Source organism: Nocardia sp. PLKS1-43 (assembly GCF_059510335.1).
On sequence record NZ_JCAJZQ010000004.1, the window covers coordinates 63,911 to 88,593 of the forward strand.

General features: G+C 66.8%; 24 protein-coding genes. 13 read left to right on the top strand and 11 right to left on the bottom strand.

From position 1 onward, the window contains the following. Positions 1-56 precede the first annotated feature (56 nt). Positions 57-803, bottom strand: coding sequence for a DivIVA domain-containing protein (locus tag AC5WS7_RS15795; RefSeq protein WP_495955907.1), 747 nt, complete (start codon positions 801-803; stop codon positions 57-59). A gap of 227 nt (positions 804-1,030) precedes the next feature. On the opposite strand from AC5WS7_RS15795, the gene AC5WS7_RS15800 reads away from it, so the two are divergent. Together AC5WS7_RS15800 and coaD are read left to right on the top strand one after the other, a co-directional pair. Further along, positions 1,031-1,552 (top strand): GtrA family protein, encoded by a 522-nt coding sequence (locus AC5WS7_RS15800; RefSeq protein ID WP_495955257.1) that lies wholly within the window; start codon positions 1,031-1,033, stop codon positions 1,550-1,552. A 47-nt stretch (positions 1,553-1,599) separates the two neighbouring features. After that, positions 1,600-2,085, top strand: coding sequence for a pantetheine-phosphate adenylyltransferase (gene coaD / locus AC5WS7_RS15805; protein ID WP_495955258.1), 486 nt, complete (start codon positions 1,600-1,602; stop codon positions 2,083-2,085). A gap of 6 nt (positions 2,086-2,091) precedes the next feature. On the opposite strand, the gene AC5WS7_RS15810 is transcribed toward coaD, so the two are convergent. The 6 genes from AC5WS7_RS15810 to AC5WS7_RS15835 all read right to left on the bottom strand — a co-directional run bounded on the left by AC5WS7_RS15810 (position 2,092) and on the right by AC5WS7_RS15835 (position 8,355). Then, positions 2,092-3,258: a glutathionylspermidine synthase family protein gene (locus AC5WS7_RS15810; RefSeq protein WP_495955259.1), complete on the bottom strand. Its 1,167-nt coding sequence runs from the start codon at positions 3,256-3,258 to the stop codon at positions 2,092-2,094. After that, positions 3,259-4,170 carry a hypothetical protein gene (locus AC5WS7_RS15815; RefSeq protein WP_495955260.1) on the bottom strand — a complete coding sequence of 304 codons (912 nt, stop codon included), beginning with the start codon at positions 4,168-4,170 and terminating at the stop codon, positions 3,259-3,261. A gap of 25 nt (positions 4,171-4,195) precedes the next feature. Continuing rightward, the gene (locus tag AC5WS7_RS15820; protein ID WP_495955261.1) at positions 4,196-4,474 is read right to left on the bottom strand and encodes an acylphosphatase; all 279 of its coding nucleotides are present in this window, start codon (positions 4,472-4,474) and stop codon (positions 4,196-4,198) included. Positions 4,475-4,535: 61 nt separating this feature from the next. Beyond that, complete coding sequence (locus AC5WS7_RS15825) at positions 4,536-5,006, bottom strand: OsmC family protein (RefSeq protein WP_495955262.1); 471 nt, start codon at positions 5,004-5,006, stop codon at positions 4,536-4,538. A 50-nt stretch (positions 5,007-5,056) separates the two neighbouring features. Then, on the bottom strand, positions 5,057-5,722 hold the full coding sequence (locus tag AC5WS7_RS15830; protein ID WP_495955908.1) for a response regulator: 666 nt from the start codon (positions 5,720-5,722) through the stop codon (positions 5,057-5,059). 92 nt (positions 5,723-5,814) lie between these two features. After that, positions 5,815-8,355 carry a DUF4118 domain-containing protein gene (locus tag AC5WS7_RS15835; protein WP_495955263.1) on the bottom strand — a complete coding sequence of 847 codons (2,541 nt, stop codon included), beginning with the start codon at positions 8,353-8,355 and terminating at the stop codon, positions 5,815-5,817. Positions 8,356-8,759: 404 nt separating this feature from the next. Between AC5WS7_RS15835 and kdpF the strand changes: the two genes are divergently transcribed. The 4 genes from kdpF to AC5WS7_RS15855 are packed head-to-tail and all read left to right on the top strand — an operon-like array spanning position 8,760 to position 13,631. Beyond that, on the top strand, positions 8,760-8,846 hold the full coding sequence (gene kdpF / locus AC5WS7_RS15840; protein ID WP_495955909.1) for a K(+)-transporting ATPase subunit F: 87 nt from the start codon (positions 8,760-8,762) through the stop codon (positions 8,844-8,846). Further along, entirely contained in the window at positions 8,847-10,520 is a 1,674-nt protein-coding gene (gene kdpA / locus AC5WS7_RS15845) for a potassium-transporting ATPase subunit KdpA (RefSeq protein WP_495955264.1), read from the top strand. A 1-nt stretch (position 10,521) separates the two neighbouring features. Continuing rightward, positions 10,522-12,681, top strand: a complete 2,160-nt coding sequence (gene kdpB / locus AC5WS7_RS15850; protein WP_495955265.1) for a potassium-transporting ATPase subunit KdpB — start codon at positions 10,522-10,524, stop codon at positions 12,679-12,681. Then, positions 12,681-13,631, top strand: coding sequence for a potassium-transporting ATPase subunit C (locus tag AC5WS7_RS15855; RefSeq protein WP_495955266.1), 951 nt, complete (start codon positions 12,681-12,683; stop codon positions 13,629-13,631). The genes kdpB and AC5WS7_RS15855 overlap by 1 nt, the downstream gene beginning before the upstream one ends. Before the next feature lie 216 nt (positions 13,632-13,847). Here the strand turns inward: AC5WS7_RS15855 and AC5WS7_RS15860 are convergent, their stop codons facing one another. After that, positions 13,848-15,053, bottom strand: coding sequence for a L,D-transpeptidase (locus AC5WS7_RS15860; RefSeq protein WP_495955910.1), 1,206 nt, complete (start codon positions 15,051-15,053; stop codon positions 13,848-13,850). A gap of 540 nt (positions 15,054-15,593) precedes the next feature. Between AC5WS7_RS15860 and AC5WS7_RS15865 the strand changes: the two genes are divergently transcribed. The 6 genes from AC5WS7_RS15865 (at position 15,594) to thpD (ending at position 20,571) form a co-directional block, all read left to right on the top strand. Next, positions 15,594-16,304: a response regulator transcription factor gene (locus tag AC5WS7_RS15865; RefSeq protein WP_495955267.1), complete on the top strand. Its 711-nt coding sequence runs from the start codon at positions 15,594-15,596 to the stop codon at positions 16,302-16,304. Beyond that, complete coding sequence (locus tag AC5WS7_RS15870) at positions 16,291-17,355, top strand: HAMP domain-containing sensor histidine kinase (protein ID WP_495955268.1); 1,065 nt, start codon at positions 16,291-16,293, stop codon at positions 17,353-17,355. The genes AC5WS7_RS15865 and AC5WS7_RS15870 overlap by 14 nt, the downstream gene beginning before the upstream one ends. Positions 17,356-17,543: 188 nt before the next feature. Next, positions 17,544-18,011: a diaminobutyrate acetyltransferase gene (ectA, locus tag AC5WS7_RS15875; protein ID WP_495955911.1), complete on the top strand. Its 468-nt coding sequence runs from the start codon at positions 17,544-17,546 to the stop codon at positions 18,009-18,011. Beyond that, the gene (gene ectB / locus AC5WS7_RS15880; RefSeq protein WP_495955269.1) at positions 18,008-19,267 is read left to right on the top strand and encodes a diaminobutyrate--2-oxoglutarate transaminase; all 1,260 of its coding nucleotides are present in this window, start codon (positions 18,008-18,010) and stop codon (positions 19,265-19,267) included. Before ectA ends, ectB begins: the two co-directional genes overlap by 4 nt. Before the next feature lie 2 nt (positions 19,268-19,269). Then, positions 19,270-19,665: an ectoine synthase gene (locus tag AC5WS7_RS15885; RefSeq protein ID WP_495955270.1), complete on the top strand. Its 396-nt coding sequence runs from the start codon at positions 19,270-19,272 to the stop codon at positions 19,663-19,665. Positions 19,666-19,680: 15 nt separating this feature from the next. Further along, the gene (gene thpD, locus AC5WS7_RS15890; protein WP_495955271.1) at positions 19,681-20,571 is read left to right on the top strand and encodes an ectoine hydroxylase; all 891 of its coding nucleotides are present in this window, start codon (positions 19,681-19,683) and stop codon (positions 20,569-20,571) included. 83 nt (positions 20,572-20,654) lie between these two features. Here the strand turns inward: thpD and AC5WS7_RS15895 are convergent, their stop codons facing one another. The 3 genes from AC5WS7_RS15895 to AC5WS7_RS15905 all read right to left on the bottom strand — a co-directional run bounded on the left by AC5WS7_RS15895 (position 20,655) and on the right by AC5WS7_RS15905 (position 24,022). After that, positions 20,655-21,494 (bottom strand): DUF72 domain-containing protein, encoded by an 840-nt coding sequence (locus AC5WS7_RS15895; protein WP_495955272.1) that lies wholly within the window; start codon positions 21,492-21,494, stop codon positions 20,655-20,657. A gap of 158 nt (positions 21,495-21,652) precedes the next feature. Continuing rightward, the gene (locus tag AC5WS7_RS15900) at positions 21,653-22,777 is read right to left on the bottom strand and encodes an acyl-CoA dehydrogenase family protein (protein ID WP_495955273.1); all 1,125 of its coding nucleotides are present in this window, start codon (positions 22,775-22,777) and stop codon (positions 21,653-21,655) included. 15 nt (positions 22,778-22,792) lie between these two features. Continuing rightward, positions 22,793-24,022, bottom strand: coding sequence for an acyl-CoA dehydrogenase family protein (locus AC5WS7_RS15905; protein WP_495955274.1), 1,230 nt, complete (start codon positions 24,020-24,022; stop codon positions 22,793-22,795). Between the two features lie 172 nt (positions 24,023-24,194). On the opposite strand from AC5WS7_RS15905, the gene AC5WS7_RS15910 reads away from it, so the two are divergent. Next, entirely contained in the window at positions 24,195-24,635 is a 441-nt protein-coding gene (locus AC5WS7_RS15910) for a DUF1707 SHOCT-like domain-containing protein (protein ID WP_495955275.1), read from the top strand. Positions 24,636-24,683: the final 48 nt, after the last annotated feature.

Genomic DNA, 24,683 nt, shown 5'->3' on the forward strand with positions numbered 1-24,683 from the left:
TACCGAATACGCCTGGTCGAACCGAAATCGACCCGATGACGCGGTGATCTGCCGGATCAGCGGCGGAAGTCCCCGGCATAGTCCGGGATGCCGGTACCGGTGCGCAGCTGATGCCGCCCGCGGTCCACGATGCGCATCGTGCTGTGCAGGATCTCCTCGAAATCGGCGAGCCTGCCGTCGACGTACTGGTCGCACTCCCCGCGCAACCGGTCCGCCTCGGCCTGGGCCGAATCGATCAGCCGCGCGGATTCGGCGTGCGCGGCCCGGACCACCTCGGTCTGCTGCACCATGCGGTCCTGTTCGGCCTGGCCCTCGGCGACCGAACGCTCGTAGGAGGACTGCCCGGCGGCGATCATCCGCTCGGACTCCGCACGCGCGCGCCCGGTGAGGGCGTCGAATTCGGCCTTGCCCTCGGTGACGATCCGGTCGGCCTCGGCGGTGGCGGTGGCGACCATGTGATCGGCGTGCGCGCGGGCCTCCGCGACCATCCGGTCGGCGTGCGCCTTGGCGTCGGCGAGGATGCGGTCCGCCTCCTCGCGCGCGGCCGATACGGTCTGGTCGGCCTGGGCGTTCGCGCTGGTGACGGTGTTCTCGGCGGAGTCGGTGGCGTCGTTGACGATCTTGTCCCGGTGATCGAGCACATCCTGGGCGTCGTCCAGTTCGCCCGGGATCGCCTCGCGCACGTCGTCCAGGAGTTCGAGCACGTCACCGCGGGGGATGATGCAGTTGCGCGTGGGAGGGATCCCGCGTGCCTCTTCGACGATCGCGACGAGTTCGTCGAGTGCCTCGAAAACGCGGTACATCTGCTGACCCCACTCTCCTGCCGAACTTGCGATGGCGAACATCTCTGCCGTCGTAGCCCAGTGTGCCTCGTACCGGCGGTGGCCCCGGGGTTCGGCGGCGGTGTGTCGGCTGGTGTTTCCTATCCCACACAAACAAGTGGAGGAAATCTCTCCGGTTGAGTGCTAGATTCTTACCGAGCGGTAGATGAGCCGGGCGCGGGTCCGGCGATGTCCTGATCGGAATCACGATGGCTGTGCTGTATCCGGCAGATCCGGGCATGGGGGTGACCCCAGAGCCCGAATTCACTGCATCCACCGAACTCGAGCAGACCGTGCCCACCCGGCTTCTTCGCGGTGTGGCCGGCCGGCTCGGGGAGTATCTGCGTAGCGACCGGTGGCCGGCTCAGCTGATTCGTTTCGCCGTCGTCGGCGGACTGAGCAACGTCGGATACTTCCTGCTGTTCACCGCCTGCTACGGCGAGGGGCCGCAGGTGGCCAATCTGATCGGGTCGATCGTGAGTACCGCGATCGCCAACGAACTGCATCGTCGCCTGACCTTCCACGCCGCCGCTCGCGTCGGCTGGCTGACCGCCCAGATAGAGGGGGGCGGTCTGGCCCTGGCCGGGTTGGCGATCACGTCGGCGGCGCTGGCCCTGCTGGACGTGGTGGCTCCCGGGATGGGCGATATCGCGGAGGCGATCGCCGTCATCGTGATCACCGCGGCAGTGGGGACCCTGCGTTTCCTGAGCCTGCGCCTCTGGGTGTTCTGACGGGGGCCGCGGCCCGGTCGCGGCGAGGCGGAGTCCAGAATTACCGCATGGCTGGAGCACTGTGCCCCGGATCGTTCGATCCGGTGACGAATGGACACCTGGACGTCTTCGCCCGCGCGGCAGCGCAATTCGACGAGGTCGTCGTGACGGTGATGATCAACAAGAAGAAGCAGGGCATGTTCGACGTGGACGAGCGCATCGAGATGTTGCGCGAGGTCACCGCCGATCTGCCGAACGTCCGGGTGGAATCCTGGTACGGCCTGCTGGTCGACTTCGCCCGCGAACAAGGCATCACCGCCATCGTCAAGGGCCTGCGCGATGCCACCGACTTCGGCTACGAGCTGCAGATGGCGCAGATGAACAAGAAGCTCTCGGGCGTCGACACTTTCTTCATCGCGACCAACCCGGTCTACAGCTACCTGTCCAGCTCGCTGGTGAAGGAGGTCGCCACCTTCGGCGGCGACGTCACCGACATGCTCCCGCCCGGCGTGCACAAGCGACTGCTGGCCCGGCTGGCCGAACGGCGCGGCTGAGCGTTCCTACTTCGCCGGGATCCGGTGCGGGACGAAGGTCGAGGAGTCGTCGGTGATGAGGCCCGGGGTCTCGCGGATGCCCAGGCCCGCCGACTCGTCGCCGACGATCCACGCGCCCAGGACCGGGCGCATGCCGTCGAAATCCGGTAGCGGATCGAGCAATTGGTAGACGTAGCCCTCTTCGCCGTAGACGCCGCCGGTCGAGGTCTCCATGCCGCCGCCGACGATGGTCATATTCGCGCCCTCGCGGCCGAGCTTGGGTTTGCGGATGTATTCGGTGAGTTCGTGCGGCTCATCGATATAGGCGGGCAACAGATTCGGATGGCCGGGATACATCTCCCACAGCACCGCGAGCAGGGCCTTGTTGGACAGCAGGGCCTTCCACAGCGGCTCGACCCACATGGTCTCCGGCAGTGAGTCGACCACGCGCTTGCCGAAGTCGTCGTCCAGGGCCCATTCCCACGGGTACAGCTTGAAGATGGATTCGATCGGCGCCTCGGCCAGATCCACGAAACGTTCCAGTTCGCTGTCCCAGCCGACCTCCTCGATCGGCAGTGCGACGGTGTCGAATCCGGCCTCGGCGGCGGTCTCCTGCATATAGGCGGTGGTGACGTTGTCCTCGCCGCTGGCGTCGGCCGAGGACCAGGTGAAGTGCAGTGCGCCCTTCGGAAGTTGCGCGCGCAACTTGCCCCAGCGGTCGACGAGCTTCTCGTGCAGCGAATTCCACTGGTCGTCACCCTCGTGCACGTCGGTGAGCCAGTGCCACTGGACAATTGCCGCCTCGAGCAACGAGGTCGGCGTATCGGCGTTGTACTCCAGCAGTTTCGCCGGACCTCGCCCGTCGTAGCGCAGATCGAAGCGGCCGTAGACGAAAGGGTCCGAGCGACGCCAGGATTCGGCGATCGGCCCCCAACTCCATTCGGGCAGACCGAAATCGGCGAACCGCTCGGTCAGCACGACCTGTTCGGCGGCGTGCAGGCACATGGTGTGCAGCACCTCGACCTGCGCCTCCATCGCGAGGATCTCGTCCAGGTCGAATTCGTAGTGCACCGATTCGTCCCAGTACGGACGCGGACGCCCGTCCACGTCGCGGCCGGGGGAGCCGAAGACCAGACCCTGATCGGCGATGATCCGCTGCCAGCCGCCCCGCGGCCGCTCGCGCACCCGGCGCATCTATGAACCTCCCGACTTTCCGCCGCTCTTGGTACCCAGGCCGCCGCGAATCACGGTGCCGCTCTTGGTGCTGACGTGCGCATTGGACGGTGCGCTGAAGCTGCCGCCGACCGGGGGACGGCCGACGGTGTTGCTGCCGCCGTAGTAGTACCGGTACTGGTGGCCGTTGAAGAAGAACACCGCGGGAAGTCCGCTGTGGTACGCGCCGGTGCTGGTGGCGTAGTTCTGCGCGGCGACACAGTCGTTGTCGTCGACGACGGTCTGCTGGCCGTTGGTGTCGGTGGTGCAGTAGGCCGTGACGTCGGGTTCGGAGGCCTGGCAGGCCAGATAGCCCGCGCCGACCACCGCGGCCACGCCGACGATCGCCGCGCCGCCGATCAGCGCCCGCTTGCGCTTGCGCTTCTTCTCCTCGAGGGCAAGGGCGGCCGCGCGCTCGGCCTCCTTGGCCCGCTTGCGCGCCTTGTCCCGCGCTCGCGCCTCGGCGACGGTCGGCGGGCGCGGCTGGGTGACGCCCGCTTCCTGACGTTCGATCCGGCCGCGCGGGGCGTCGTCGGGCGGGGGATAGACCGCGCCGCCGACATCGGGAGCCGCGGATTGCGACGTCTCGGAAATGCCGGGAGCCGGCGCTGTCGCCGTCGCGTCCGGATCATCGGAACCGGGCGTCTTCGCCGCCGAATCGCCGAGGCCGGGCAGGGCTGCCGTCGGGCCGGTCCCACCGAGACCCGGCAGGGGTAGCGTCGGATTCGGCATGCCCGGCAGCGGGTTCGGCGGTTCGGGTTCGGCGAAACCCCGGCCTTGCGGGCCAGGGGATTTCATCCGTTCTGTGGGCCCGGAGTCCTCGGTGGGGTGCGAGCTGCCTGCCTCGCCGGGATCGGGGCTGTACGGCCCCATACCCGGATGTTCCGTTGCCACCGTGCTACTCCCTGTTCCCCGCCGGTTACCGTTCCACGAAGCCCGAGAGTTCGCCCTGGCCGGCACCCCAGTCTTCCACAACCAGATCCACCCGGCCCGGAGTTGTTCCCGATCGCAGCAGCTCCAGCAATTTCTCGCAATTCTTCCGCGAGCCCTCCGCGATGACGTGGACCCGGCCGTCGGCGGCGTTGCGCGCGTATCCGGTCAGACCGAGTTCGAGCGCGCGGGCACGGGTCCACCAGCGAAACCCCACCCCCTGCACGCGGCCGTGCACCCAGGCACTCAGCCGCACGAGCTCGCTCACGCCTCCACCTCGCCGGCGCTCGGATCCGGCGTGCGCGATGCGCGCTGTGTCGACGGTTCGCTCACGCATCCACCTGGAAGGACAGGTTGATCTGCGATCCGGCCTTCAACGTGCGGCCGACCGTGCACACCTTGTCGATCGCCCGCTGCACGGTCACCAGCAGACGCTGACGTCCGGCCTCGTCCAGTTCGGACAGATCGAGTTCGACGATCTCGTTCAGCTCCGGATACACCTCGCTCTCGCGGTCGGCGTCGCCGGAGACCCGGATGGTGGCGTCGTAGTTCTCGCCGAGCCGGTTCGACAGCGGGAAGTCCGAACTCATCCCCGTACACGCGGCCAGCGCGATCTTGAGCAGCTCACCGGGAGTGAACACACCCTCCACCCCGTCCGAGCCGATCAGCACCTCGGCCCCGCGCGAACTGCGTCCGGTATACCGCCGCGTCCCGGTGCGCTCCACCCACAGCGAGGTCGGCGTCTTGCCGCCCGCGCCGGAAGTAGCCGCGGCAGTAGTGGTCGAGGTCTGTTCAGCCATAGCTCAATCCTGCCATGCTCTGTTTTTTGGCCGGAGCGAAGCGGAGGCAATCAGACACAGAAGCGGTAGCCCATGCCGGCTTCGGTGAGCAGGTGTTTGGGGTGTGACGGGTCGTCCTCGAGTTTGCGCCGGAGTTGGGCGAGATAGACACGGAGATAATGAGTTTCGGTGGCGTAGGAGGGGCCCCAGACCTCGCGGAGCAATTCGCGGCGGCCGACGAGTTTGCCCTGGTTGCGCACGAGCATCTCGAGCACACCCCATTCGGTCGGGGTGAGGTGGACGTCACCGCCGTGTTTGACGACCTTCTTCGCCGACAGGTCCACGGTGAACGAGGAGGTCTCCACGATCGGATCGATCCCCTCGGTGGCGGTCGCGCCGCGCCGGACCGCGGCGCGCAGGCGCGCCAGCAGTTCGTCCATGCCGAACGGCTTGGTGACGTAGTCGTCGGCTCCGGCGTCCAGCGCCTCGACCTTGTCCGCGGAATCGGTGCGCGCGGACAGCACGATCACCGGGGAGGTGCTCCAGCCGCGCAGACCGGCCAGCACATCGATACCGTCCATATCGGGCAAACCGAGGTCGAGGACCACCACATCGGGATGTTTCTCGGCTGCCGCCCGCAGGGCCGCCGCGCCCGTGGCCGCGGTGATCACCTCGTAGCCCCGCACCGACAGGTTGATCCGCAGCGCGCGCAGGATCTGTGGTTCGTCGTCCACCACAAGGACTTTCGTCGACGCGGCGACCTGATCGCGGTCGCGGGGCCCGCTCTGGCCGCGTGCGGAGTCCCCGTTGTTCGTGCTCGCCGGTGTCGTCACCCGAGTTCCTCCTGTTCTTGCTGCCGAACGGCCGGTAGATCGATCACCACGGTCAGGCCCCCGCCCGGCGTGGGCTCGGCGTGCACCTTGCCGTCCATCGCCTCGACGAATCCGCGCACCACCGACAGCCCCAGGCCGACTCCGGTGGAGTTGTCCCGGTCGCCGAGCCGCTGGAACGGTTCGAACAGCTGATCCTCCAGCCCGGTCGGCACACCGGGACCGTAGTCGACGACCGTGAGCGAGACCCGGTCCCCGGTGTGCTCGGCGATGACCCGGATCGGGGTTTCGGCGGGGGAATACCGCAGGGCGTTATCGATCAGATTGGCCAGGACGCGGTCCAGCAGACCGCTGTCGGCGAGCACCTCGACATCGCCGACCTCCACCTTCACCCGGTCGTGCACCGCGCGGCGCAATCCGCGGGTGCCCATGCCGACCCCGACCACCGCGCGGTTCACGACCTCCTCCAGGTACACCGGTTTGAGCCGCGGGGTGACCACCCCGACGGCCAATCGGGAGGAGTCGAGCAGATTCCCGACCAGGCCGGTGAGTTGATCGACCGATTCCTCGACGGTTTCCAGCAGTTCGGCGGTGTCCTCGGCGGAGAATTCCACATCGTCGCTGCGCAGGCTGGACACCGCCGCCTTGGCCGCCGCGAGCGGGGTGCGCAGATCGTGGCTCACCGCCGAGAGCAGCGCCCGGCGCAGCCGGTCGGCCTCCATCACTCCGGCCGCGGCCTGCGCCTCGTCGGCGAGGCGGCGCTGGCGGACCAGGCCGGCCGCCTGGTTGGCCACCGCGCCGAGCACGACGCGATCGGCGGCGGTGAGCGCGCGACCGTTGAGCAACAGCCAGTGCTGATCGTCCCCGGCCTCGATGGCGGTGTCCGCATCGCTCACTCGGCGCGCGGGATCGGTACCGACACAGGCGATCACGTCGTCGTCGGTGCACAGGGCGACCGCGCGCTGGCCGTAGGTCTCGCGGGCGTGTTCGAGCAGATCGGGCAGATTCGCGCCGTGCAACACCGCCCCCGCGAACAGGGTCAACAGCTCCGCCTGACGCGAGGCCGTGCGCGCCTCACGGGCGCGTCGTTTGGAGATGTCGACCAGCGCGGCCACCGCGACGGCGACCATCGCCATCACCACGATGGTGAGGAAGTTGTTCAGCTCGGCGATGGTCAGGCTGTAGCGCGGGGAGACGAAGAACCAGTTCAACAGCAGACCGCCCAGCACCGCGGACAGTGACGCCGGTGCGACGCCGCCCAGCAGGGCCACCGCGACCACGCCGATGAAGAACAGCGCGCTCTCCCCGGCCAGATCCAGGCGCGAGTCCAGGAAGTAGTAGCAGATCGCGGTGATCAGCGCGGGCACCAGCAGCGCCGCGAGCCAGGAGGAGAGTGTGCGTTCCGGCGGCATCAGTGACGACCAGCGAAATCCTCGATTGGACTCCTCGTGGGTGACCATGTGCACATCGATCTTGCCCGACAGTTGCACCACGGTCGAGCCGATGCCCTCATCCAGCATCCGGGCCCAGCGCGAGCGCCGGGAGGTGCCCAGCACGAGTTGGGTGGCATTGACCCCACGGGCGAAATCCAGCAGTGCCGTGGGGACGTCCTCGCCGGTCACGGTGTGCAGGCTCGCGCCGAGACCGGTCGCCAGCTCGCGCAGCCGGTTCAACCGCTGGGTGGACACCCCGGCCAGGCCGTCGCCGCGCACCACGTGCACGACGATCAGTTCGGCGCTGGATTTGGTGGCGATGCGGCTGGCGCGGCGCACGATGGTCTCGGATTCGGGCCCGCCGGTCACCGCGACGACGACGCGTTCGCGCGCCTCCCAGGTATCGGTGATCCGGTGCTCCTCGCGATATTTCGCCAACGCCGCGTCGACCTGGTCCGCCAGCCACAGCAGCGCCAATTCCCGTAGCGCCGTGAGGTTTCCGGGCCGGAAATAGTTGCGCAACGCCGCATCGACCTTGTCGGCGGCGTAGACGTTGCCGTGAGATAGTCTGCGCCGCAACGCTTCCGGGGTGATATCGACCAGCTCGACCTGGTCGGCGCCGCGAACCACCCAGTCCGGCACGGTTTCTCGCTGCACGACGCCGGTGATCTGCTCGACCACGTCGTTGAGGCTCTCCAGATGCTGCACGTTGACCGTGGAGATCACATCGATGCCGGCGGCGAGCAGTTCGTGCACATCCTGCCAGCGCTTGTCGTTCTTCGAGCCGGGCACGTTGGTATGCGCGAGTTCGTCGACCAGCACCACCGCGGGCGCGCGGCGCAGAACCGCCTCGACGTCGAGTTCGGTCAGTGACGCGCCGCGGTAGGACATCGTCTTCATCGGGACGCGCTCGATGCCCTCGAGCAGCACGGCGGTCTTGGCCCGGTTGTGCGTCTCGACCACTGCGGCGACCACGTCACGGCCGCGGTCCAGCCGCCTATGTGCCTCGTTGAGCATGGCGTAGGTCTTGCCGACGCCCGGCGCGGCACCGAGGTAGATGCGTAGCTGACCGCGTTTCACGCGTCCATCATCTCGCGTGGGCGCCATCGTGGCTGGTGGCGCGCTGTGGTGGCGTGGTCCGGCATGGACGTCTCCTGGGTGTAGAGGTGTGGCCGGGAGAATGTGCGGCCGGGCCCTACCTGTCTACCGTCGCCACACCGGTCGACCGGGGAATTGACGGTTTCTTGACGCCCGGGACCTCGACCTTTACGCCCTTCGAGCGGCCGTGCGAACCCACCCGTAAGCGGCCCGTCAAGGCCACCGCCCCGGGCGCTAAGAAGGCGTCAAGGACCCTCGTGAAGACACCGTTCGGACGCTTGACTCACTGGCGGCGCACTCGTGTGCGCCGCTGGTCCAAGAAAGGTTCGACCCATGTCTGTCGTGGTGTTCACGGTTCTGACCGTGGCGGTCTTCGCCCTGCTCGGGCTCATCCAACGGGGAGTCGAACGACTGTGACACAGAACATCATCGGTCTCGCGCTGGCCGTCGGAATCGCGATCTACCTGATCGTGACCCTGCTGTACCCCGAAAGGTTCTGAGTGAACACGACCACTGCGGGGATCGTCTTCGTGGCGGCCCTCGTCCTCGTGCTCGCCGTGGTCCACATACCACTCGGCGACTACATGTATCGGGTCTTCAACCGGGAGAAGCATTCTCGCGCCGAGCGCGTCGTCTACCGGCTCATCGGAGTCCAGCCCGGGGTCGAGCAGACGTGGGCGGTCTACGCCCGCAGTGTGCTGGCGTTCTCGGCGGTCAGCGTGCTGTTCCTGTTCTTCCTGCAATTGTTGCAGGGCAGGCTGCCGCTGCATCCGCACGATCCCGGCACGAAGATGACCGGAGACCTGGCCTGGAACACCGCGATCAGTTTCGTGACGAACACCAACTGGCAGAGCTATGCCGGTGAGTCCACGATGGGGCACGTCGTGCAGATGTGCGGTCTGACGGTGCAGAACTTCGTCTCGGCCGCGGTCGGTATCGCGGTGGCGATCGCGCTGGTCCGCGGTTTCGCCCGGCACCGCACCGGCGAATTGGGCAACTTCTGGGTTGATCTCGTGAGGGGGACCATCCGGATTCTGCTGCCCATCGCGTTCGTCTTCGCGATCGTGCTGATCTCCGGCGGGGTGATCGAGAACTTCCAGCTGTTCTCCCGGACCGCGTCCACGATCGCAAATACCGGCTCCCAGACGCTGCCGGGCGGTCCGGTCGCCGGTCAGGAGGCCATCAAGCTGCTGGGCACCAACGGCGGCGGATTCTTCAACGTCAACTCCGCGCATCCGTACGAAAACCCCACCGCCTGGACGAATTTCGTGGAGATCTTCCTGCTGCTGGTGATCAGCTTCTCGCTGCCGCGCACCTTCGGGCGCATGGTCGGCAGTAAGAAACACGGATTCGCGATCGTCTCGGTGATGGGCACGCTGGCGCTGTTCAGCGTGTTCCTGACGAACTTCTTCCAGCTGCACCACCACGGCACCGTGCCGACCGCGGTGGGCGCGGCCATGGAGGGGGTCGAAACCCGTTTTGGCGTAGCCGATTCCGCGACGTTCGCCAGCGCGACCACGCTGACGTCGACCGGCGCGGTGGACTCCGCGCACGATTCGATGACCGGTACCGGCGGCATGATGACGATGTTCGACATGCAGCTCGGCGAGGTCGCACCGGGCGGCACCGGTTCGGGTCTGTACGGCATGCTGATCCTGGCGGTGATCACGGTCTTCGTCGCGGGTCTGATGGTCGGGCGCACGCCGGAATACCTCGGCAAGAAGATCAATCCGCGCGAGATCAAGCTGGCCGCGGCTTATTTCCTCGTCACACCGCTGATCGTGCTGACCGGCACCGCCGCGGCGATGGCCCTGCCCGGTGAACGCGCCTCGATGGCCAACACCGGACCACACGGCCTCTCGGAAGTGTTGTACGCCTTCACCTCCGCGGCCAACAACAACGGCTCGGCCTTCGCAGGACTGAGCGCGAACACCCCGTGGTGGAACACCGCGCTGGGCCTGGCCATGGTGTTCGGCCGGTTCATACCGATCATCTTCGTGCTGGCGCTTGCCGGATCCCTTGCCGCACAAGGCCGTACGCCCGCCTCGGACGGCACGCTGCCCACCCACCGGCCGCTGTTCGTCGGCATGGTCGCCGGAGTGACGATCATCCTGGTCGCCCTCACCTTCCTGCCCGCGCTGGCGCTCGGGCCGCTCGCCGAAGGAATCCACTAGCATGACCACTCCAACCATCGATCAGAGCGCGGCACCCGCACCGCAGAAGGCCCTGCAGGCCAACAAGTCCCGGGTCTCGGCGGGCCTGTTCGACCCGAAGATGCTGTTGAAATCCTTGCCGGACGCGTTGCGCAAACTCGATCCGCGCACGTTGTGGCGCAATCCGGTGATGCTGATCGTCGAGATCGGCGCGATCTGGTCCACCGTTCTGGCGCTGGTCCATCCGACCTTCTTCGCCTGGGCGATCGTCGTATGGCTCTGGCTCACGGTGCTTTTCGCCAATCTCGCCGAGGCGGTCGCGGAGGGGCGCGGTAAGGCGCAGGCCGATACGCTGCGAAAGGCCAAGACCGACACCGTGGCCCGGCGATTGGTGAACTGGTCTCCGGGTGCCCGGGTGGTCGAGGCGAGCGTCCCGGCTCCGGAACTGCGCCGCGGTGATCACGTCGTGGTCGAAGCCGGCCAGGTCGTTCCGGGTGACGGCGATGTCGTGGAAGGCATTGCGTCCGTGGACGAATCGGCCATCACCGGGGAATCCGCACCGGTGATCCGGGAATCCGGCGGCGACCGTTCCGCGGTGACCGGCGGCACCACGGTGCTCTCGGACCGGATCGTCGTGCGGATCACCCAGGAGCCCGGCGGCTCGTTCATCGACAAGATGATCGCGTTGGTCGAGGGCGCGAGCCGGCAGAAGACGCCCAACGAGATCGCGCTGAACATCCTGCTGGCCGCGTTGACGATTATTTTCGTCTTCGCCGTCGCGACCTTGCAGCCGCTGGCGATCTTCTCGAAGACGAACAATCCCGGCGTCGCGGACAATCAGACGCTCGATGCCAACGGCGTCACCGGAATCGTGCTGGTCTCGCTGCTGGTGTGCCTGATCCCGACGACGATCGGCGCGCTGCTCTCGGCCATCGGCATCGCCGGGATGGACCGACTGGTGCAGCGCAACGTGCTGGCCATGTCCGGACGCGCGGTCGAGGCCGCGGGCGATGTGAACACCCTGCTGCTGGACAAGACCGGCACCATCACCCTCGGCAATCGCCAGGCGTCGGACTTCGTGCCGATGCCGGGGCTGTCCGCGGACGAATTGGCCGATGCCGCACAGCTTTCCAGTCTCGCGGACGAGACGCCCGAGGGGCGCTCGATCGTGGTGTACGCCAAGGAGGCGTTCGGCAAACGTGAGCGCACCGCCGGTGAACTGACCGGCGCGACGTGGGTGCAGTTCACCGCGCAGACCCGGATGTCAGGAGTGGATCTGTCCGATGGGCAGCAACTGCGAAAGGGGGCAGCCAGTGCGGTCACCGAATGGGTACGCTCGCAGGGCGGGCGAATTCCGGTAGAACTGGGGCAGACCGTCGATGGCATCTCCGCCTCCGGCGGCACGCCGCTGGTCGTGGGTGAGGTGAAGGACGGAACCGCGCGGCTGCTCGGCGTCATCCACCTCAAGGACGTGGTGAAGCAGGGCATGCGCGAGCGCTTCGACGAGATGCGCGCGATGGGCATCCGCACGGTCATGATCACCGGCGACAATCCCTCGACCGCCAAGGCGATCGCCGACGAAGCCGGTGTGGACGACTTTCTCGCCGAGGCCACGCCCGAGGACAAACTGGCGCTGATCCGCCGGGAGCAGGAGGGCGGCCGGATGGTCGCCATGACCGGTGACGGCACCAACGACGCGCCCGCACTGGCCCAGGCCGACGTCGGCGTCGCCATGAACACCGGCACCTCGGCGGCCAAGGAGGCCGGGAACATGGTCGATCTGGATTCGGATCCGACCAAGCTGATCGAGATCGTCGAGATCGGCAAGCAGTTGCTGATCACTCGGGGCGCGCTCACCACGTTCTCGATCGCGAACGATATCGCCAAGTACTTCGCGATCATCCCGGCGATGTTCGTCTCGCTGTTCCCGGGTCTGGACGTGCTCAACATCATGCGCCTGCACAGTCCGCAATCGGCGATCTTGTCGGCGGTGATCTTCAACGCGCTCGTCATCGTCGCGCTGATCCCGCTGGCGCTGCGCGGAGTGAACTACCGGCCCTCGAGCGCGTCGAAGTTGTTGAGCCGCAACCTGTCCGTGTACGGCCTGGGCGGCATCGTCGCGCCGTTCATCGGCATAAAAGTGATCGATCTGATCATCCAATTCTTCCCCGGGATGTCCTGATGCGTGCTTTCTCGACAAGACAGTCGACCTGGATCAGACAGCACCTCGCGGCACTGCGCGCGCTGCTGGTCATGACGGTGATTCTCGGAATCGCCTATCCGCTAGTGGTTTTCGTGGTCGCCCAGCTGCCCGGCCTGCACCACAAGGCCCAGGGCTCGCTGGTCGAGCAGAACGGAAAGGTGGTGGGCAGCAGCCTGATCGGCCAGGCGTTCACCGACGGCAAGGGCCAGGCGAAGGTGCAGTACTTCCAGACGCGTCCGTCCAATGCCGTGCCCGCGGCCGATCCGGCCACCGGCGCGAGTGCCGTCCCGGACGGCTACGACCCGGCAAGTTCCACCTTCGGGAATATGGGTCCGGAGAGCATCGTGGACACCCTGGACCCGAAGGACCCCAAGAACAACAAGCTGTCGCTGCTGTCCACCGTGTGCTCGCGCAGTGCGGCCGTGGGCGCGCTGGAGGGTGTGGACGGCGGTCGTCCGTTCTGCACCTCCGGCGGCGTCGGTGCGGTGCTGGCGGTCATGGGCCCGCGCGACGCACACGGAACCGTGGTGAATCCGACCGCGGTGATCAGCGTGAACGAGGATGCGCGCACCACGAAGATCCCGTTCCTGGCGTTCTACGAGGGCGTCGCGGTGCGGTTGGCCGAGCCGGGGCGGGACTATGCGGCCGGGCAGATCGTGCCGGTCCGGGGCAACGCCTCGGCCGACACCCCCGTGCCCACCGACGCGGTCACGGCCTCGGCCTCGGGCTTGGACCCGAACATCTCCCCGGCCTACGCGAATATCCAGGTCGCCCGGGTGGCCAGGGCTCGCGGCATCTCCCCGGACCAAGTGCGTGCCCTGGTCGCCGCGCACACCCGGGGGCGTGATCTGGGATTCCTGGGCGAGCCCCGGGTCGACGTCCTGCGGCTCAACCTGGATCTGGACGGCAAATACCCCTGCTGTGTTTGATGGCCTGCGCTCCGCGCCGGCGTGTTCGCGGCCCCGAAGGCTCGCCGCCTGAGCACTCGAGACTCGGGCTTCGCCCATGCGCTTCGAGTGCGCAACGGCGAGCCGGCCGCGAACCTCGCTCGAAGGCTCGCTCGTGGGGGTACGGCAGTGCGAACACGTTGCGGGCCAGGTCTATTCGACCTTCGATGAAGACGGCCTCGGTATTTCCGGATCGTGCTACTTGCTGAGTGCGCTGCCCTGCAGCCACTGGTTCCACGGCAGGGTCCAGTCGCCGTTGTCCCAGACCTGCAACGCCGGGCCACCGGTGTTGTGCACCTCGACCACGTCACCCAGCATGGAGAAGTTGTAGAACCACTGGGCGTTGGTCTCGTTGAGGTTCAGACAGCCGTGCGAGGTGTTCCGCACACCCTGGGCCGAGACGGTCGAATCCAGCTGGTGCAGATAGATCCCGTCCGCGCTGATCTGGGTGGCCCAGTTGATCGCCTCCTTGTAGCCGAGCCGGGAGTTGACCGGCAGGCCGAAGGTGGAGGAGTCCATTATCACCGGGTTGCCCCGGCCCATCACCGTGTAGGTGCCGGGCATGGTCCAGAAGTAGATCGTCTTACCGTCCACGACCTGCGTGCCGCCCATACCCATCGAGGTCGGCATGGTTCGGATCAGCTTGCCGTTCTCGAAGACCTGCACCTGGTGGGTGTTGTCGTCGGCGATGGAAACGTGCGAGGGGCCGATCGTGAACGACGCCTTCGAATTCTCCTGCCCGTACAGACCGTCGCCCAGCTGTGCGCCGAAGATGTTGGCCTGCACCGTCACCTTGGTCCCGGGCGCCCAGTACTTCTCCGGACGCCAGTGCGCGTTGCGGTCGTCGAGCCAGTACCACGAGCCCTGCACCGGGGGATTGGTCGTCACCGAGAGCTTCTTCTCGGCGGCGGCCTTGTCCGGGATCGACTCGTCGAAGTGCGCGACGATGACTGTCCCGACGCCGTAGGTCCCGCCGTCGATCTCCTTACCACCGGTCGTGGTCAGATACGCCTTGGTCTGGTTGCTCGGGGTGAGCGTGGTGAACGAGGTCTTGGCCTCGGGAATCGGGCCGGTCACCGTGACGCCCTGGGCCGCGACGGAATAGGTGTGGTTGTAACCCAGCGGCTCCGAGGGCTTCCACGCCGTCTTGTCCGGCGTGTAGATGCCGTCGATCTGCTTGCCGTTCTCGTTCGTCATCGTGACCGAGGTGAGTTGCCCCTGTGAGGCACTGACCTCGATCTTGCCGAGCGGGTCCACATTGTTGCCGCCGCCCGGGGTGACCGAGATCTTGGCCGCGGGAGCGCTCGATGCCGGACCCGCCTTGGTGGAGGAACCCGACGACGAGCATGCGGCCAGCAGGGCCACCGCGAGCGTCAGGCACAGCGCGATACCGCCCTTGCCCATGCCGGATCTGATGAGTTTGCTACGAACCCCGCCCTGGTACCGCACGCCTGTAAGGCTGTCGCTCCATACTGGGCGACCTGACATTGTGTGTCTCCTGCGCTTGCCCGTGCGAGCGCGGGTCTTCGCCCCCGCTGCGCACCATTCGCCGAACTGTTCGACGACCAGCTTACGGGGCGTGCGAGAGCGGCGGCACATCGCGGTGATTGCCGTATGTTTCCGGATGCAGTTGTGGGGTACTCCGCTACCTTTGAGCGCACGCTCGGTGGTGCGGAGCCGGCATGTCGGTCGGTTCGGTCCTCCCACGTCGTGACTGTGACCCGGTGTGGCAGCAATCACGTCGCGGTCGTTCGGCGGCAAACGTCAATGTAACAGGCCTATAACGTTTCCGCAGCCCGTCTTCCCGCCGACCGGGTGGTTGATGGCGACGGCCGGATTGCCCTACGTTTACTTCGCGCGGTCCCGGGTATCCACATCTGCGTTGCCCGAAGAGGATGCCGAGCCGGAGGGCGCCCTCGCCGCGTGCCAGCTAGGGATTGGAATATGACTGCGAACCTGATGATCGTGGAGGACGACGACCGGGTCCGCGACGCGCTGCGATTGGCCATGGAGGACGAGGGCTACGACGTAGCCGAGGCCGAAGAGGCCGAGGACGCCCTCGAACATCTGCGCGACAACGGTGCGCCCGATGTGATGATCGTCGACCTGATGCTCGGCAACATGGACGGATTCACCTGTATCCGGGAGATCCGCCGCGATCACGACGTACCGATCATAGTGGTCAGCGCGCGTGACGATACTCACGATGTGGTGGCCGCGCTGGAGGCCGGCGCCGACGACTTCGTGACCAAGCCCTTCGAGATCAAGGAGATCACCGCCCGGATGCGGGCGCTGCGGCGGCGGGCGAATCAGATGGTCGAGCCGCAGGCCCCGCAGGAGCTGGTGCTCGATGCGGATCCCGACGTGCCGCTGATCCTGTCGCCCGAGGCCGGCACCGTGCGCCGCGGCGAGGAGGAGCTGCATCTCACCCTCACCGAATTCCGGCTGCTGTGCGAGCTGGCCGAGACTCCGGGACGGGTGCTCTCGCGCAGTGTCCTGCTCGAAAGGGTCTGGGACCGAGGATTTTTCGGTGACGAGCGGATCGTGGACGTGCACGTGCGCCGGTTGCGCACCAAGATCGAGCGCGATCCGTCCGATCCGGTCATCGTGGTGACCGTGCGCGGGCTCGGCTACCGACTCGATGTGCAGCGCTGACCCGAGCCGACCCACCCCCGAACTGCCGTCGCGTCGCCGGCGGGTGTTGCCCCGCCGGCAGAGCTTGCGCGGACGCGCGGTCATCGCCTTCGCGCTGACCGCGGGCCTGGTCTCCTCGGTGCTGGCGGTTACGGTGTCGGTCCTGGACCGCGGTGTCTGGATGGCGTTGATCGCCTGCGCGGTGCTGGGCACCGCGATCGGCGCGATCGTCGGATTGTGGCTGAGCCGGCGGTTGCTCGAACCGTTGCAGCGGGTCACCCGCACCGCGGCCAAGATCGCCTCGGGTGAGCTGGGCACCCGCCTGCCCGATACCGACGACCCCGATCTCGCGCCGACGGTGGACACCTTCAACGCCATGGTCGATTCGCTGCAACGCCGTATCGATCGGGAACATCGGCTGGTCGGCGACGTCAGCCACGAGTTGCGCACCCCGCTGACCACCCTGACCACCAGCGTCGAGGTGATGGCCCGGCACGAGGACGAACTGTCCGAACGCTCGCGCCGGGCGTTGGGGCTGGTCCGGGCCGAACTCGATCATCTGCGCAGGTTGCTCGACGATCTGCTGGCGTTGGCCCGCGTCGAGGCGCGGATACATCGCGCGGACGCCGAACCGCTGTCGGTGCGCGATCTGCTCACCCACACCCTCGATGAGTTGCACTATCGACCCGAATTGTTGACCGTTTCGGCGGACGCCACCGTTATCGGCCGCAAACTCGAGCTCGAACGCGCCCTGGTGAATCTTCTGGAGAATGCCGAAAGGCACGGCGGCGGCGCGGTCGCGATCACCGCGGATCCGGTGGGACATGACGTCGTCATTACGGTCGACGACGCCGGGCCCGGCGTCGCGCCGGAGGATCGCGAACGCATATTCGATCGTTTCGTCACGGTTCGCCGGTCCCGGCGTTCGGGAACCGGAACCGGGATCGGTTTGGCGCTGGTCGCGGAAACGATTGCCGCGCATGGTGGAAACGTCGTTTGCGCGGATCGCCCGGGCGGTGGCGCGCGATTCGTCGTGACTATGCCGGCAAGTGACGAAACTCACGGAAAATAATCCTGTAACACAACCGTAAAGTAACGGACCGGGTTGGCTCAAAGTTCGGTGGGAATCCTTTAGAGGTGATGCAGACACGAACGCGGAGCACCACATTGAGCACGCATTCCGATGAAGGCAGCAAGCACCGAGACCGGACCGATTCCTCGGTGGTGATTCGTTCCCCCAGAATCGGCGACGGCGCCCCCATGTGGCGGATCGCAGTGGATTCCCAGGTACTGGATGCCAATTCGAGCTATGCCTATCTCCTGTGGTGCCGGGATTTTCGATCCACATCGGTTGTCGCCGAAATCGACGGTGACATCGCGGGGTTCGTCACCGGATATCTGCGTCCCGAAGCGCCGGAGGTGGTTTTTGTCTGGCAGGTGGCCGTCGACCACGCCTACCGCGGCCGCGGTATCGGCGTGGCGATGCTGGACCACCTGGTGAATGATGCAGCAGAACATGGTATTTCGACCCTCGAGACCACGGTCTCGCCGGACAACGAGGCATCAGTGGCGATGTTCGCCTCGCTCGCGCGCCGACGTGGCGCGCAAATGATTCGCGAGTCGTTGTTCGCACCCGAAGACTTTCCGGACGGGCATGAGCCCGAAGACCTGTACCGGATCTCGCCGCTGCGAAACAGTGGCGATCACATCACGGAGGATCACGGATGACCACCGCCGAACTGACTATTTTCGAGTCGCTGGAATCGAACGTTCGCGGATACTGCCGGGCGTGGCCCACATTGTTCGACTCTGCTCAGGGCTCGTGGCTGCGGGATGCCGGCGGCCGGGAATATTTGGACTTCTTCGCGGGCGCGGGCGCGCTGAACTACGGGCACAACAACCCGGTCCTCAAGGAAGCGCTGCTGGATTACATCGCGCGCGACGGAATTACGCACGGACTGGATATGTCCACCGTTGCCAAGCGGGAACTGCTCGAGGCGGTCGAGCAGATTCTGCTGGAGCCGCGCGGGCTGGACTACAAGGTTCAGTTCCCTGGCCCGACCGGAGCGAACGCCGTGGAATCGGCGCTGAAACTGGCCCGGAAGATCACCGGCCGCACCACAATTCTGAACTTCACCAACGCGTTTCACGGCATGACTCTCGGCGCATTGTCGGTGACCGGTAACGCCGCCAAGCGCGCCGGTGCGGGAGTGCCTCTGGTGCACGTGAATCCGATGCCTTACGACGGTTATGTCGACGGCGTGGACTTCACCTGGATGGAGCGCGTGCTGGACGACAATTCCTCGGGCGTCGACAAGCCCGCCGCGGTGATCGTGGAAACGGTGCAGGGCGAGGGCGGTGTCAATGTCGCGCGGCACGAATGGCTGCGCGCGCTGGCCGGACTGTGCGCGGCGCGGGGCATCCTGCTCATCGTCGACGACGTGCAGATGGGCTGCGGCCGCACCGGCCCGTTCTTCTCGTTCGAGACCGCGGGCATCACTCCCGACATCGTCACGCTGTCCAAGTCGATCAGCGGTTACGGCATGCCGCTGGCGCTGGTGCTGATGCGCCGCGAACTCGACCAGTGGGCTCCCGGCGAGCACAACGGCACGTTCCGCGGCAACAATCCGGCATTCGTGACCGCCAAGGTTTCGCTCGAGCATTTCTGGACCGACCGAAAGCTCGAGGAGTCCACCGGTCGCAAGGGCGAGCGGATCAGCGAATCCTTCCGCGCACTGGCCGACGCGCATGCGGGAGTGAGCACTCGCGGTCGCGGTCTGGTCCAGGGTTTGGTCTTCGAGGATGCCTCGCAGGCGAGTAAAGTCTGCCGCGTCGCCTTCGAGAAGGGACTGATCGTGGAGACCTCCGGTGCCGAGGACCAGGTGATCAAGCTGCTTCCGCCGCTGACGATCACCGACGACGAACTCGACCACGGCTTGAAGATCATCACCGACGCCGTGCACACCATCCGGGAAGGCCGCTGAACATGATCGTTCGTACCACTGCTGAAATCACCGGCACCGACCGTGACGTCGCCCAGGAGCGGTGGCGCAGCAAGCGCATCGTGCTGGGAGGTGACGGCGTCGGATTCTCGTTCCACGAGACCACGATCGAGCCGGGCACCGAGCACGTGTTCCACTACCAGAACCATGTGGAGGCGGTCTGGGTCGTCGAGGGCGAGGGCAAGCTCTACGACCTCACGAACGACCGGACCTACGACTTGGCCCCCGGCACCATGTATCTGCTCAACGGGCACGAACGCCATCGTGTCGAGACTCGTACGCAGATGCGGATGCTGTGTGTGTTCAACCCGCCGGTCACGGGCCAGGAGGTGCACGACGAGAACGGTGTCTATCCCTTGGTCACCGTTCCGGATCTGTAAGGAGGAATCTGCCGGATGACGTTGGCCGACAATCGAATCGACCGCTACCCGACCCGAACTCCGTCGCCGGAGGCGGTGATGGACCGGCTCGACCCCACGGTGTGGGGCGGGCCGGAGTCGGGTGCGTTCGAATCGTTGGCGAGCTTCGAATCGGACGGGTACTCGATCATCGACGAATTGCTGACGACCGCGGAGGTCGCGGACTTTTCCGCCGAGATCGACCGACTCGCGAGTGATCCGGAGTTGCGATCGGATGAACGGGTGATCGTCGAGAAGAAGTCGAACCGCGTGCGGTCGATCTTCGAGGTGCACCGGATCAGCTCCAAGGTGGCCGAGCTGGTGCGCGATCCCCGCGTCATCGAGCTGGCCCGGCACGTACTGGGTTCGGATGTGTACATCCACCAGAGCCGCGTCAACTACATGCCGGGTTTCGAGGGCACCGGATTCTATTGGCATTCGGACTTCGAAACCTGGCATGCCGAGGACGGGATGCCCGCGCCGCGGGCGGTGAGCCTGTCCATCGCGCTGACCGACAACTACCCGTTCAACGGCAGCCTGATGGTGATGCCCGGATCGCACCGCACCTTCGTGCCGTGCCAGGGCGCCACTCCGGCCGACCACTACCGGGAATCGTTGCAGGAGCAGCAGATCGGCGTGCCCTCGCACGAGCACATCAGTGATCTGGCGGAGAAGCACGGAATCGCGCAGTTCACCGGCGCCCGCGGCTCGGCACTGCTGTTCGACTCGAACCTCATGCACGGTTCGGCCAACAACATCACCCCGTTCCCGCGCTCGAACATCTTCCTGGTGTTCAACAGCGTCGAGAACACCCTGGTGGAACCATATGCCGCGCCGCGGCCGCGGCCGACGTACATCGCGGCACGGGACTTCGATCCGATTCGCTGATCTCGTGCGCCGAATGCCCTTCTCGCCCCGGACATCTCGGGCCAGAAGGGCATTCGGCTGTCCGGGCGGGGCGACGATTCGCCTCAGAACAACGTCATGGGCGAGTCCTGCGGCGGCCTGGGCAGCGGGTCGAGTCCGGGCACCAGCGTGCGCATCTGCTCGTGGAAGCGCCGGGCCAGGTCCAGTGCGGCGGCATTGTCGGGGGTGTGCACGAAAACCGTGGGCGAGCGGCCATCTCGCAACCATTCGGCTACCACTTCGGTCCACGGCTGCCAGCCCGCGATGGTGGCCTCGGCATCGTCGCGGCCGTGGTAGCGCACGATCGGGAATTCGGTGAGCGCTCGATCGCGACGGGGCAGTCGCGGCTTCTTGCCCCACGCCTCGCGCTCACCCGCGCTGACCGGTCGGGCGGCGAAAAGCGTTGTGGTGTCGAAGGGTATCCACTCCGCGCCGACGCGATTCAGGACGTACTCCAGTTGCCGCACCGCCCGCTCGTCGGTGAAGAAGGCGGGGTGGCGGACCTCGACGGCGCTGCGGCATTCGCGGGGGAGCCGGCGCAAGAATCCGGCCAGCACGCCGAGATCGGTGGGCCCGAACGAGGCCGGCAGCTGCACCCACAGCGCGTGTACGCGCGGGCCGAGCGGTTCCGTGGCAGCCAGGAAGGCGTTCAGTTCGGCCTCCGCGCCGTTCATCCGGCGTTCGTGGGTGATGACCCTCGGCAGTTTCACCACGAAGCGGAACTCGGGCGGGGTCTGGCGGGCCCAGGACGCCACGGTGGTCCGCGCCGGAATCGCATAGAAGGTGGTGTTGGTCTCCACGGCGTCGCACCAACCGGCGTAGCCGCGCAATCGTTCCCGCGGATCGGGCTGCCGCTCCTGCCAGGCGGTGTGCGTCCACTGCGCACATCCCACGGACAATCGCATCCGTCGACGTTAGCGCGTGCGAGCCCGGGGACCGGAATCCGTTCCCCGGCATCGCGTCGCGGGCGGTATGTGTGCACGCGGCGATCTCGACCGAGCGAGGGCGCCGGATCCGTCCCATCCGCCGGATCCGGCGCCGCCCCGATCCCGGCAGGGCCGGATCAGGGACGGGTCAGTGCGGCGTAGCGCGCGATGTGCTGGTCGGCGGTGCCCCATTCGTACTGAATCGCGGTGAGCCGCTTGAAGAAGTGGCCGATCGCGAGTTCCTCGGTCATACCCATCGCGCCGTGCAACTGCACCGCGTTCTGGCCCACGAACCGGGCCGCGCGGCTGATCGTCGCCTTGGCCGCGGCCGCGGCGCGGGCGCGCTCGTCCTTCGGCGCGCCGAGCTTCAAGGTCACCAGATACGTTGCGGCGACGGCCTGTTCGAGTTCGAGGTGCATATCCACCATGCGGTGCTGCAACACCTGGAAACTCCCGATCGGCACGCCGAACTGACGGCGCTGCTTGGCGTATTCGACCGTGTCGGCCAGCACGCGGCGCATCGCGCCCACCGCCTCGGCCGCGATCGCAGCGATCGCCTCGTCGGCGGCGGTGGCCAGCGAATCGTCCGCCGCCCCTTCCGATCCCAGCAGCGCGTCGGCCGGTACGCGGACGGCGTCGAGGGTGACGTCGGCCGCGCGACGTTCGTCGATGGTGCGGTAGGAGTTCGAGGTGAGCCCGGACGCACCGGCCTCCACCAGGAACAGCGACACCCCGGTCGCATCGGGGGTGCGCGCGGTCACCAGCAGGTGGGTGGCCAGGGGAGCGCTGGTCACGACGGTTTTGGCGCCGTCGAGAACCCACTCGTCTCCGTCGCGGCGGGCGGTGGTCGAGACCTTCGCGAGGTTGTAGCCCGAATCGGCTTCCAGGGCGGCCAGGGCGGTGATCACCTCGCCGGAGACGGTGCCGCGCAGCAGCTCTTGCGCGCGTGCGCCACCGGCGCGTCGCAGCAGTCCCGCGCCGACCACGACGGTGTCGACGTAGGGTTCCACGACCAGCGCCCCGCCGAAAGCCTCTGCGATGATGAGCGTTTCGACCGGCCCGCCGTCGAAACCGCCGACCTGCTCGGGCAGTGCCGCGCCGAGAATGCCGACCTCTGTGGCGAAGGCGCGCCAGATCTCCGGCTGCCAGCCGATCCCCACCCGGGCCGCGGACCGGCTCTTGTCCAGGTCGTATCGCGCCGCCAGGAATTCGGTGACGGTATCGCGCAGCAACTGTTGTTCCGCGGTGTATTCGAAGTCCATCTCAGATTCCGTCCGTCACAGGCCCAGGCCGGCCTTGGCGATGATGTTGCGCTGAATTTCGTTGCTGCCGGCGTAGATCGATCCGGCGCGGTCGTTGAAATAGCGCAGCGGCGCGGCCGCCTGCCATTCCTCGCCGCTGAGGTAGCCGTCGGCGGGCGGTATGAAATCGGCCACCGGACCGCCGGGCATCGCGGCGTGCGGCTGATAGGCGCGGCCGCGCGGGCCGGCCGCCTCGAGGATCAGTTCGGTGAGCTGCTGGCTCAGTTCGGTGCCGAGCACCTTGAGCGTCGAGGCGGCCGGGCCCGGGTCCTTACCGCGCGAAATCGCCGACATGGTGCGGTATTCCAGGATCTCCAGCACATCCGCGCGGATGCGGATATCGGCCAGCTTGGCCGCGAACGCCGGATCGTCCAGTAGCGCATCGCCGTTCGGGCCGGGCTGGGAGACCGCATGGGCGGCAAGGGATTCGGCCATGACCTGCAGGGCCGGGCCCATCGCGCCGCCGCGCTCGAAGTTGAGCAGGTACTTGGCCACGGTCCAGCCGTCGTCGATGCGGCCGAGCACATTGGCCTTGGGCACCCGCACCGCGTCGAAGAACACCTGGTTCTGCACCTGCTCGCCGGAGGTCATGACCAGCGGGCGCACCTGGATGCCGGGGGTGTTCATATCGATCAGAAGGAAGGTGATGCCCTGCTGTTTGCGTTCCAGTTTCGAGGTGCGGACCAGGGCGAAGATCCAGTTCGCCTCGGTGGCGTGCGTGGTCCAGATCTTGCTGCCGGTGACGATCAGATCGTCGCCGTCCGAGACCGCGGCCATGCTCAGCGAGGCCAGGTCCGAACCGGCCTCGGGCTCGGAATAGCCCTGGCAGAAGAAAACCTCACCGGTCAGGATGCCGGGCAGGAAGTAGTCCTTCTGCTCCTCGGTGCCGAAGGCGATGATGGCGTGCGAGACCATCCGGATGCCCATCGGCGACAGCAGCGGAGCGCCGGCCAGGGTGGACTCGCGCTCGAAGATGTAGTGCTGGGTCAGGCTCCACGGACATCCGCCGTGCTCCACCGGCCAGGCCGGGGCGGCCCAGCCGCGGGCGTGCAGGATGTGCTGCCACTGCATGCTGGCCTCGTGGTCGGGGTACACGCTCGTCGCCAGGCGCCCGGCGCGGCGTATCTCGGGGGTCAGATGCTCGTCGAGGAAGTCTCGCACCTCGTCGCGAAACGCCAGATCGGCGGGTGACCAGTCCAGATCCACGAAGAACTCCTTGGTCGATAAGTGGAGCTCTACCTTCTCATTTGTTGCCCACCGAACGCAAATGGCCGTTAACTTAGCGATATCTATTGACATTCCACTGTGGAGGCATAATCTTGTTATTACATTCCACTTTGGAACATTGGAACATGAATCTCGCTGAAAGGGACAGCTGATGGACATCACGTCCGGAACCCGCGCCGACGATGCCGAGCGGCAGCAGGTCGCCGATCTGCTGGCCCGGCACCTGGGCGCGGGGCGCATCGATCTGACCGAATACGACCAGCGGGTCGCGCGGGTGTGGGCCACCGCCACCCGCGAGGATCTGCGGCTCGTACTCGCCGATCTGCCGGATCTGGCGGCCGAACCGCCCGCGGGCACGGCGGCGGCGAACCGGGGTGCGCGCATCCCGGTCTGGCAGCGCATCGAGGGTGCGGCCTGGCTGGGGGTGAGCGTGCTGTGCCTGGTCATCTGGGGTCTGATCTGTCTCGGGCTGGGCCGATTCAGCTACCCGTGGCCGATGTGGGTGATCGGGCCGTGGGGCGTCGCGCTCGCGTTCCGGGCGCTGACCGGCTGGGAGGCGCGCGGCTGCCGCAAGCGCGGCCTGGCCGGGTGAGCCGGGCCGGCGAGCGGTCCGCCAGCCTGGCGTATCCGCGGCTATCGC

Bases quoted from the DNA above. Each gene is read 5' to 3' on its own strand.
- AC5WS7_RS15900 (WP_495955273.1), bottom strand. From the start codon at position 22,777: ATGGACTTCGAATACACCGCGGAACAACAGTTGCTGCGCGATACCGTC.
- AC5WS7_RS15795 (WP_495955907.1), bottom strand. From the start codon at position 803: ATGTACCGCGTTTTCGAGGCACTCGACGAACTCGTCGCGATCGTCGAA.
- ectA (WP_495955911.1), top strand. From the start codon at position 17,544: ATGTGGCGGATCGCAGTGGATTCCCAGGTACTGGATGCCAATTCGAGC.
- AC5WS7_RS15885 (WP_495955270.1), top strand. From the start codon at position 19,270: ATGATCGTTCGTACCACTGCTGAAATCACCGGCACCGACCGTGACGTC.
- AC5WS7_RS15855 (WP_495955266.1), top strand. From the start codon at position 12,681: ATGCGTGCTTTCTCGACAAGACAGTCGACCTGGATCAGACAGCACCTC.
- AC5WS7_RS15860 (WP_495955910.1), bottom strand. From the start codon at position 15,053: ATGGGCAAGGGCGGTATCGCGCTGTGCCTGACGCTCGCGGTGGCCCTG.
- thpD (WP_495955271.1), top strand. From the start codon at position 19,681: ATGACGTTGGCCGACAATCGAATCGACCGCTACCCGACCCGAACTCCG.
- coaD (WP_495955258.1), top strand. From the start codon at position 1,600: ATGGCTGGAGCACTGTGCCCCGGATCGTTCGATCCGGTGACGAATGGA.
- AC5WS7_RS15810 (WP_495955259.1), bottom strand. From the start codon at position 3,258: ATGCGCCGGGTGCGCGAGCGGCCGCGGGGCGGCTGGCAGCGGATCATC.
- AC5WS7_RS15870 (WP_495955268.1), top strand. From the start codon at position 16,291: ATGTGCAGCGCTGACCCGAGCCGACCCACCCCCGAACTGCCGTCGCGT.
- ectB (WP_495955269.1), top strand. From the start codon at position 18,008: ATGACCACCGCCGAACTGACTATTTTCGAGTCGCTGGAATCGAACGTT.
- AC5WS7_RS15800 (WP_495955257.1), top strand. From the start codon at position 1,031: ATGGCTGTGCTGTATCCGGCAGATCCGGGCATGGGGGTGACCCCAGAG.
- AC5WS7_RS15825 (WP_495955262.1), bottom strand. From the start codon at position 5,006: ATGGCTGAACAGACCTCGACCACTACTGCCGCGGCTACTTCCGGCGCG.
- AC5WS7_RS15910 (WP_495955275.1), top strand. From the start codon at position 24,195: ATGGACATCACGTCCGGAACCCGCGCCGACGATGCCGAGCGGCAGCAG.
- AC5WS7_RS15835 (WP_495955263.1), bottom strand. From the start codon at position 8,355: ATGGCGCCCACGCGAGATGATGGACGCGTGAAACGCGGTCAGCTACGC.
- AC5WS7_RS15895 (WP_495955272.1), bottom strand. From the start codon at position 21,494: ATGCGATTGTCCGTGGGATGTGCGCAGTGGACGCACACCGCCTGGCAG.
- kdpB (WP_495955265.1), top strand. From the start codon at position 10,522: ATGACCACTCCAACCATCGATCAGAGCGCGGCACCCGCACCGCAGAAG.
- AC5WS7_RS15865 (WP_495955267.1), top strand. From the start codon at position 15,594: ATGACTGCGAACCTGATGATCGTGGAGGACGACGACCGGGTCCGCGAC.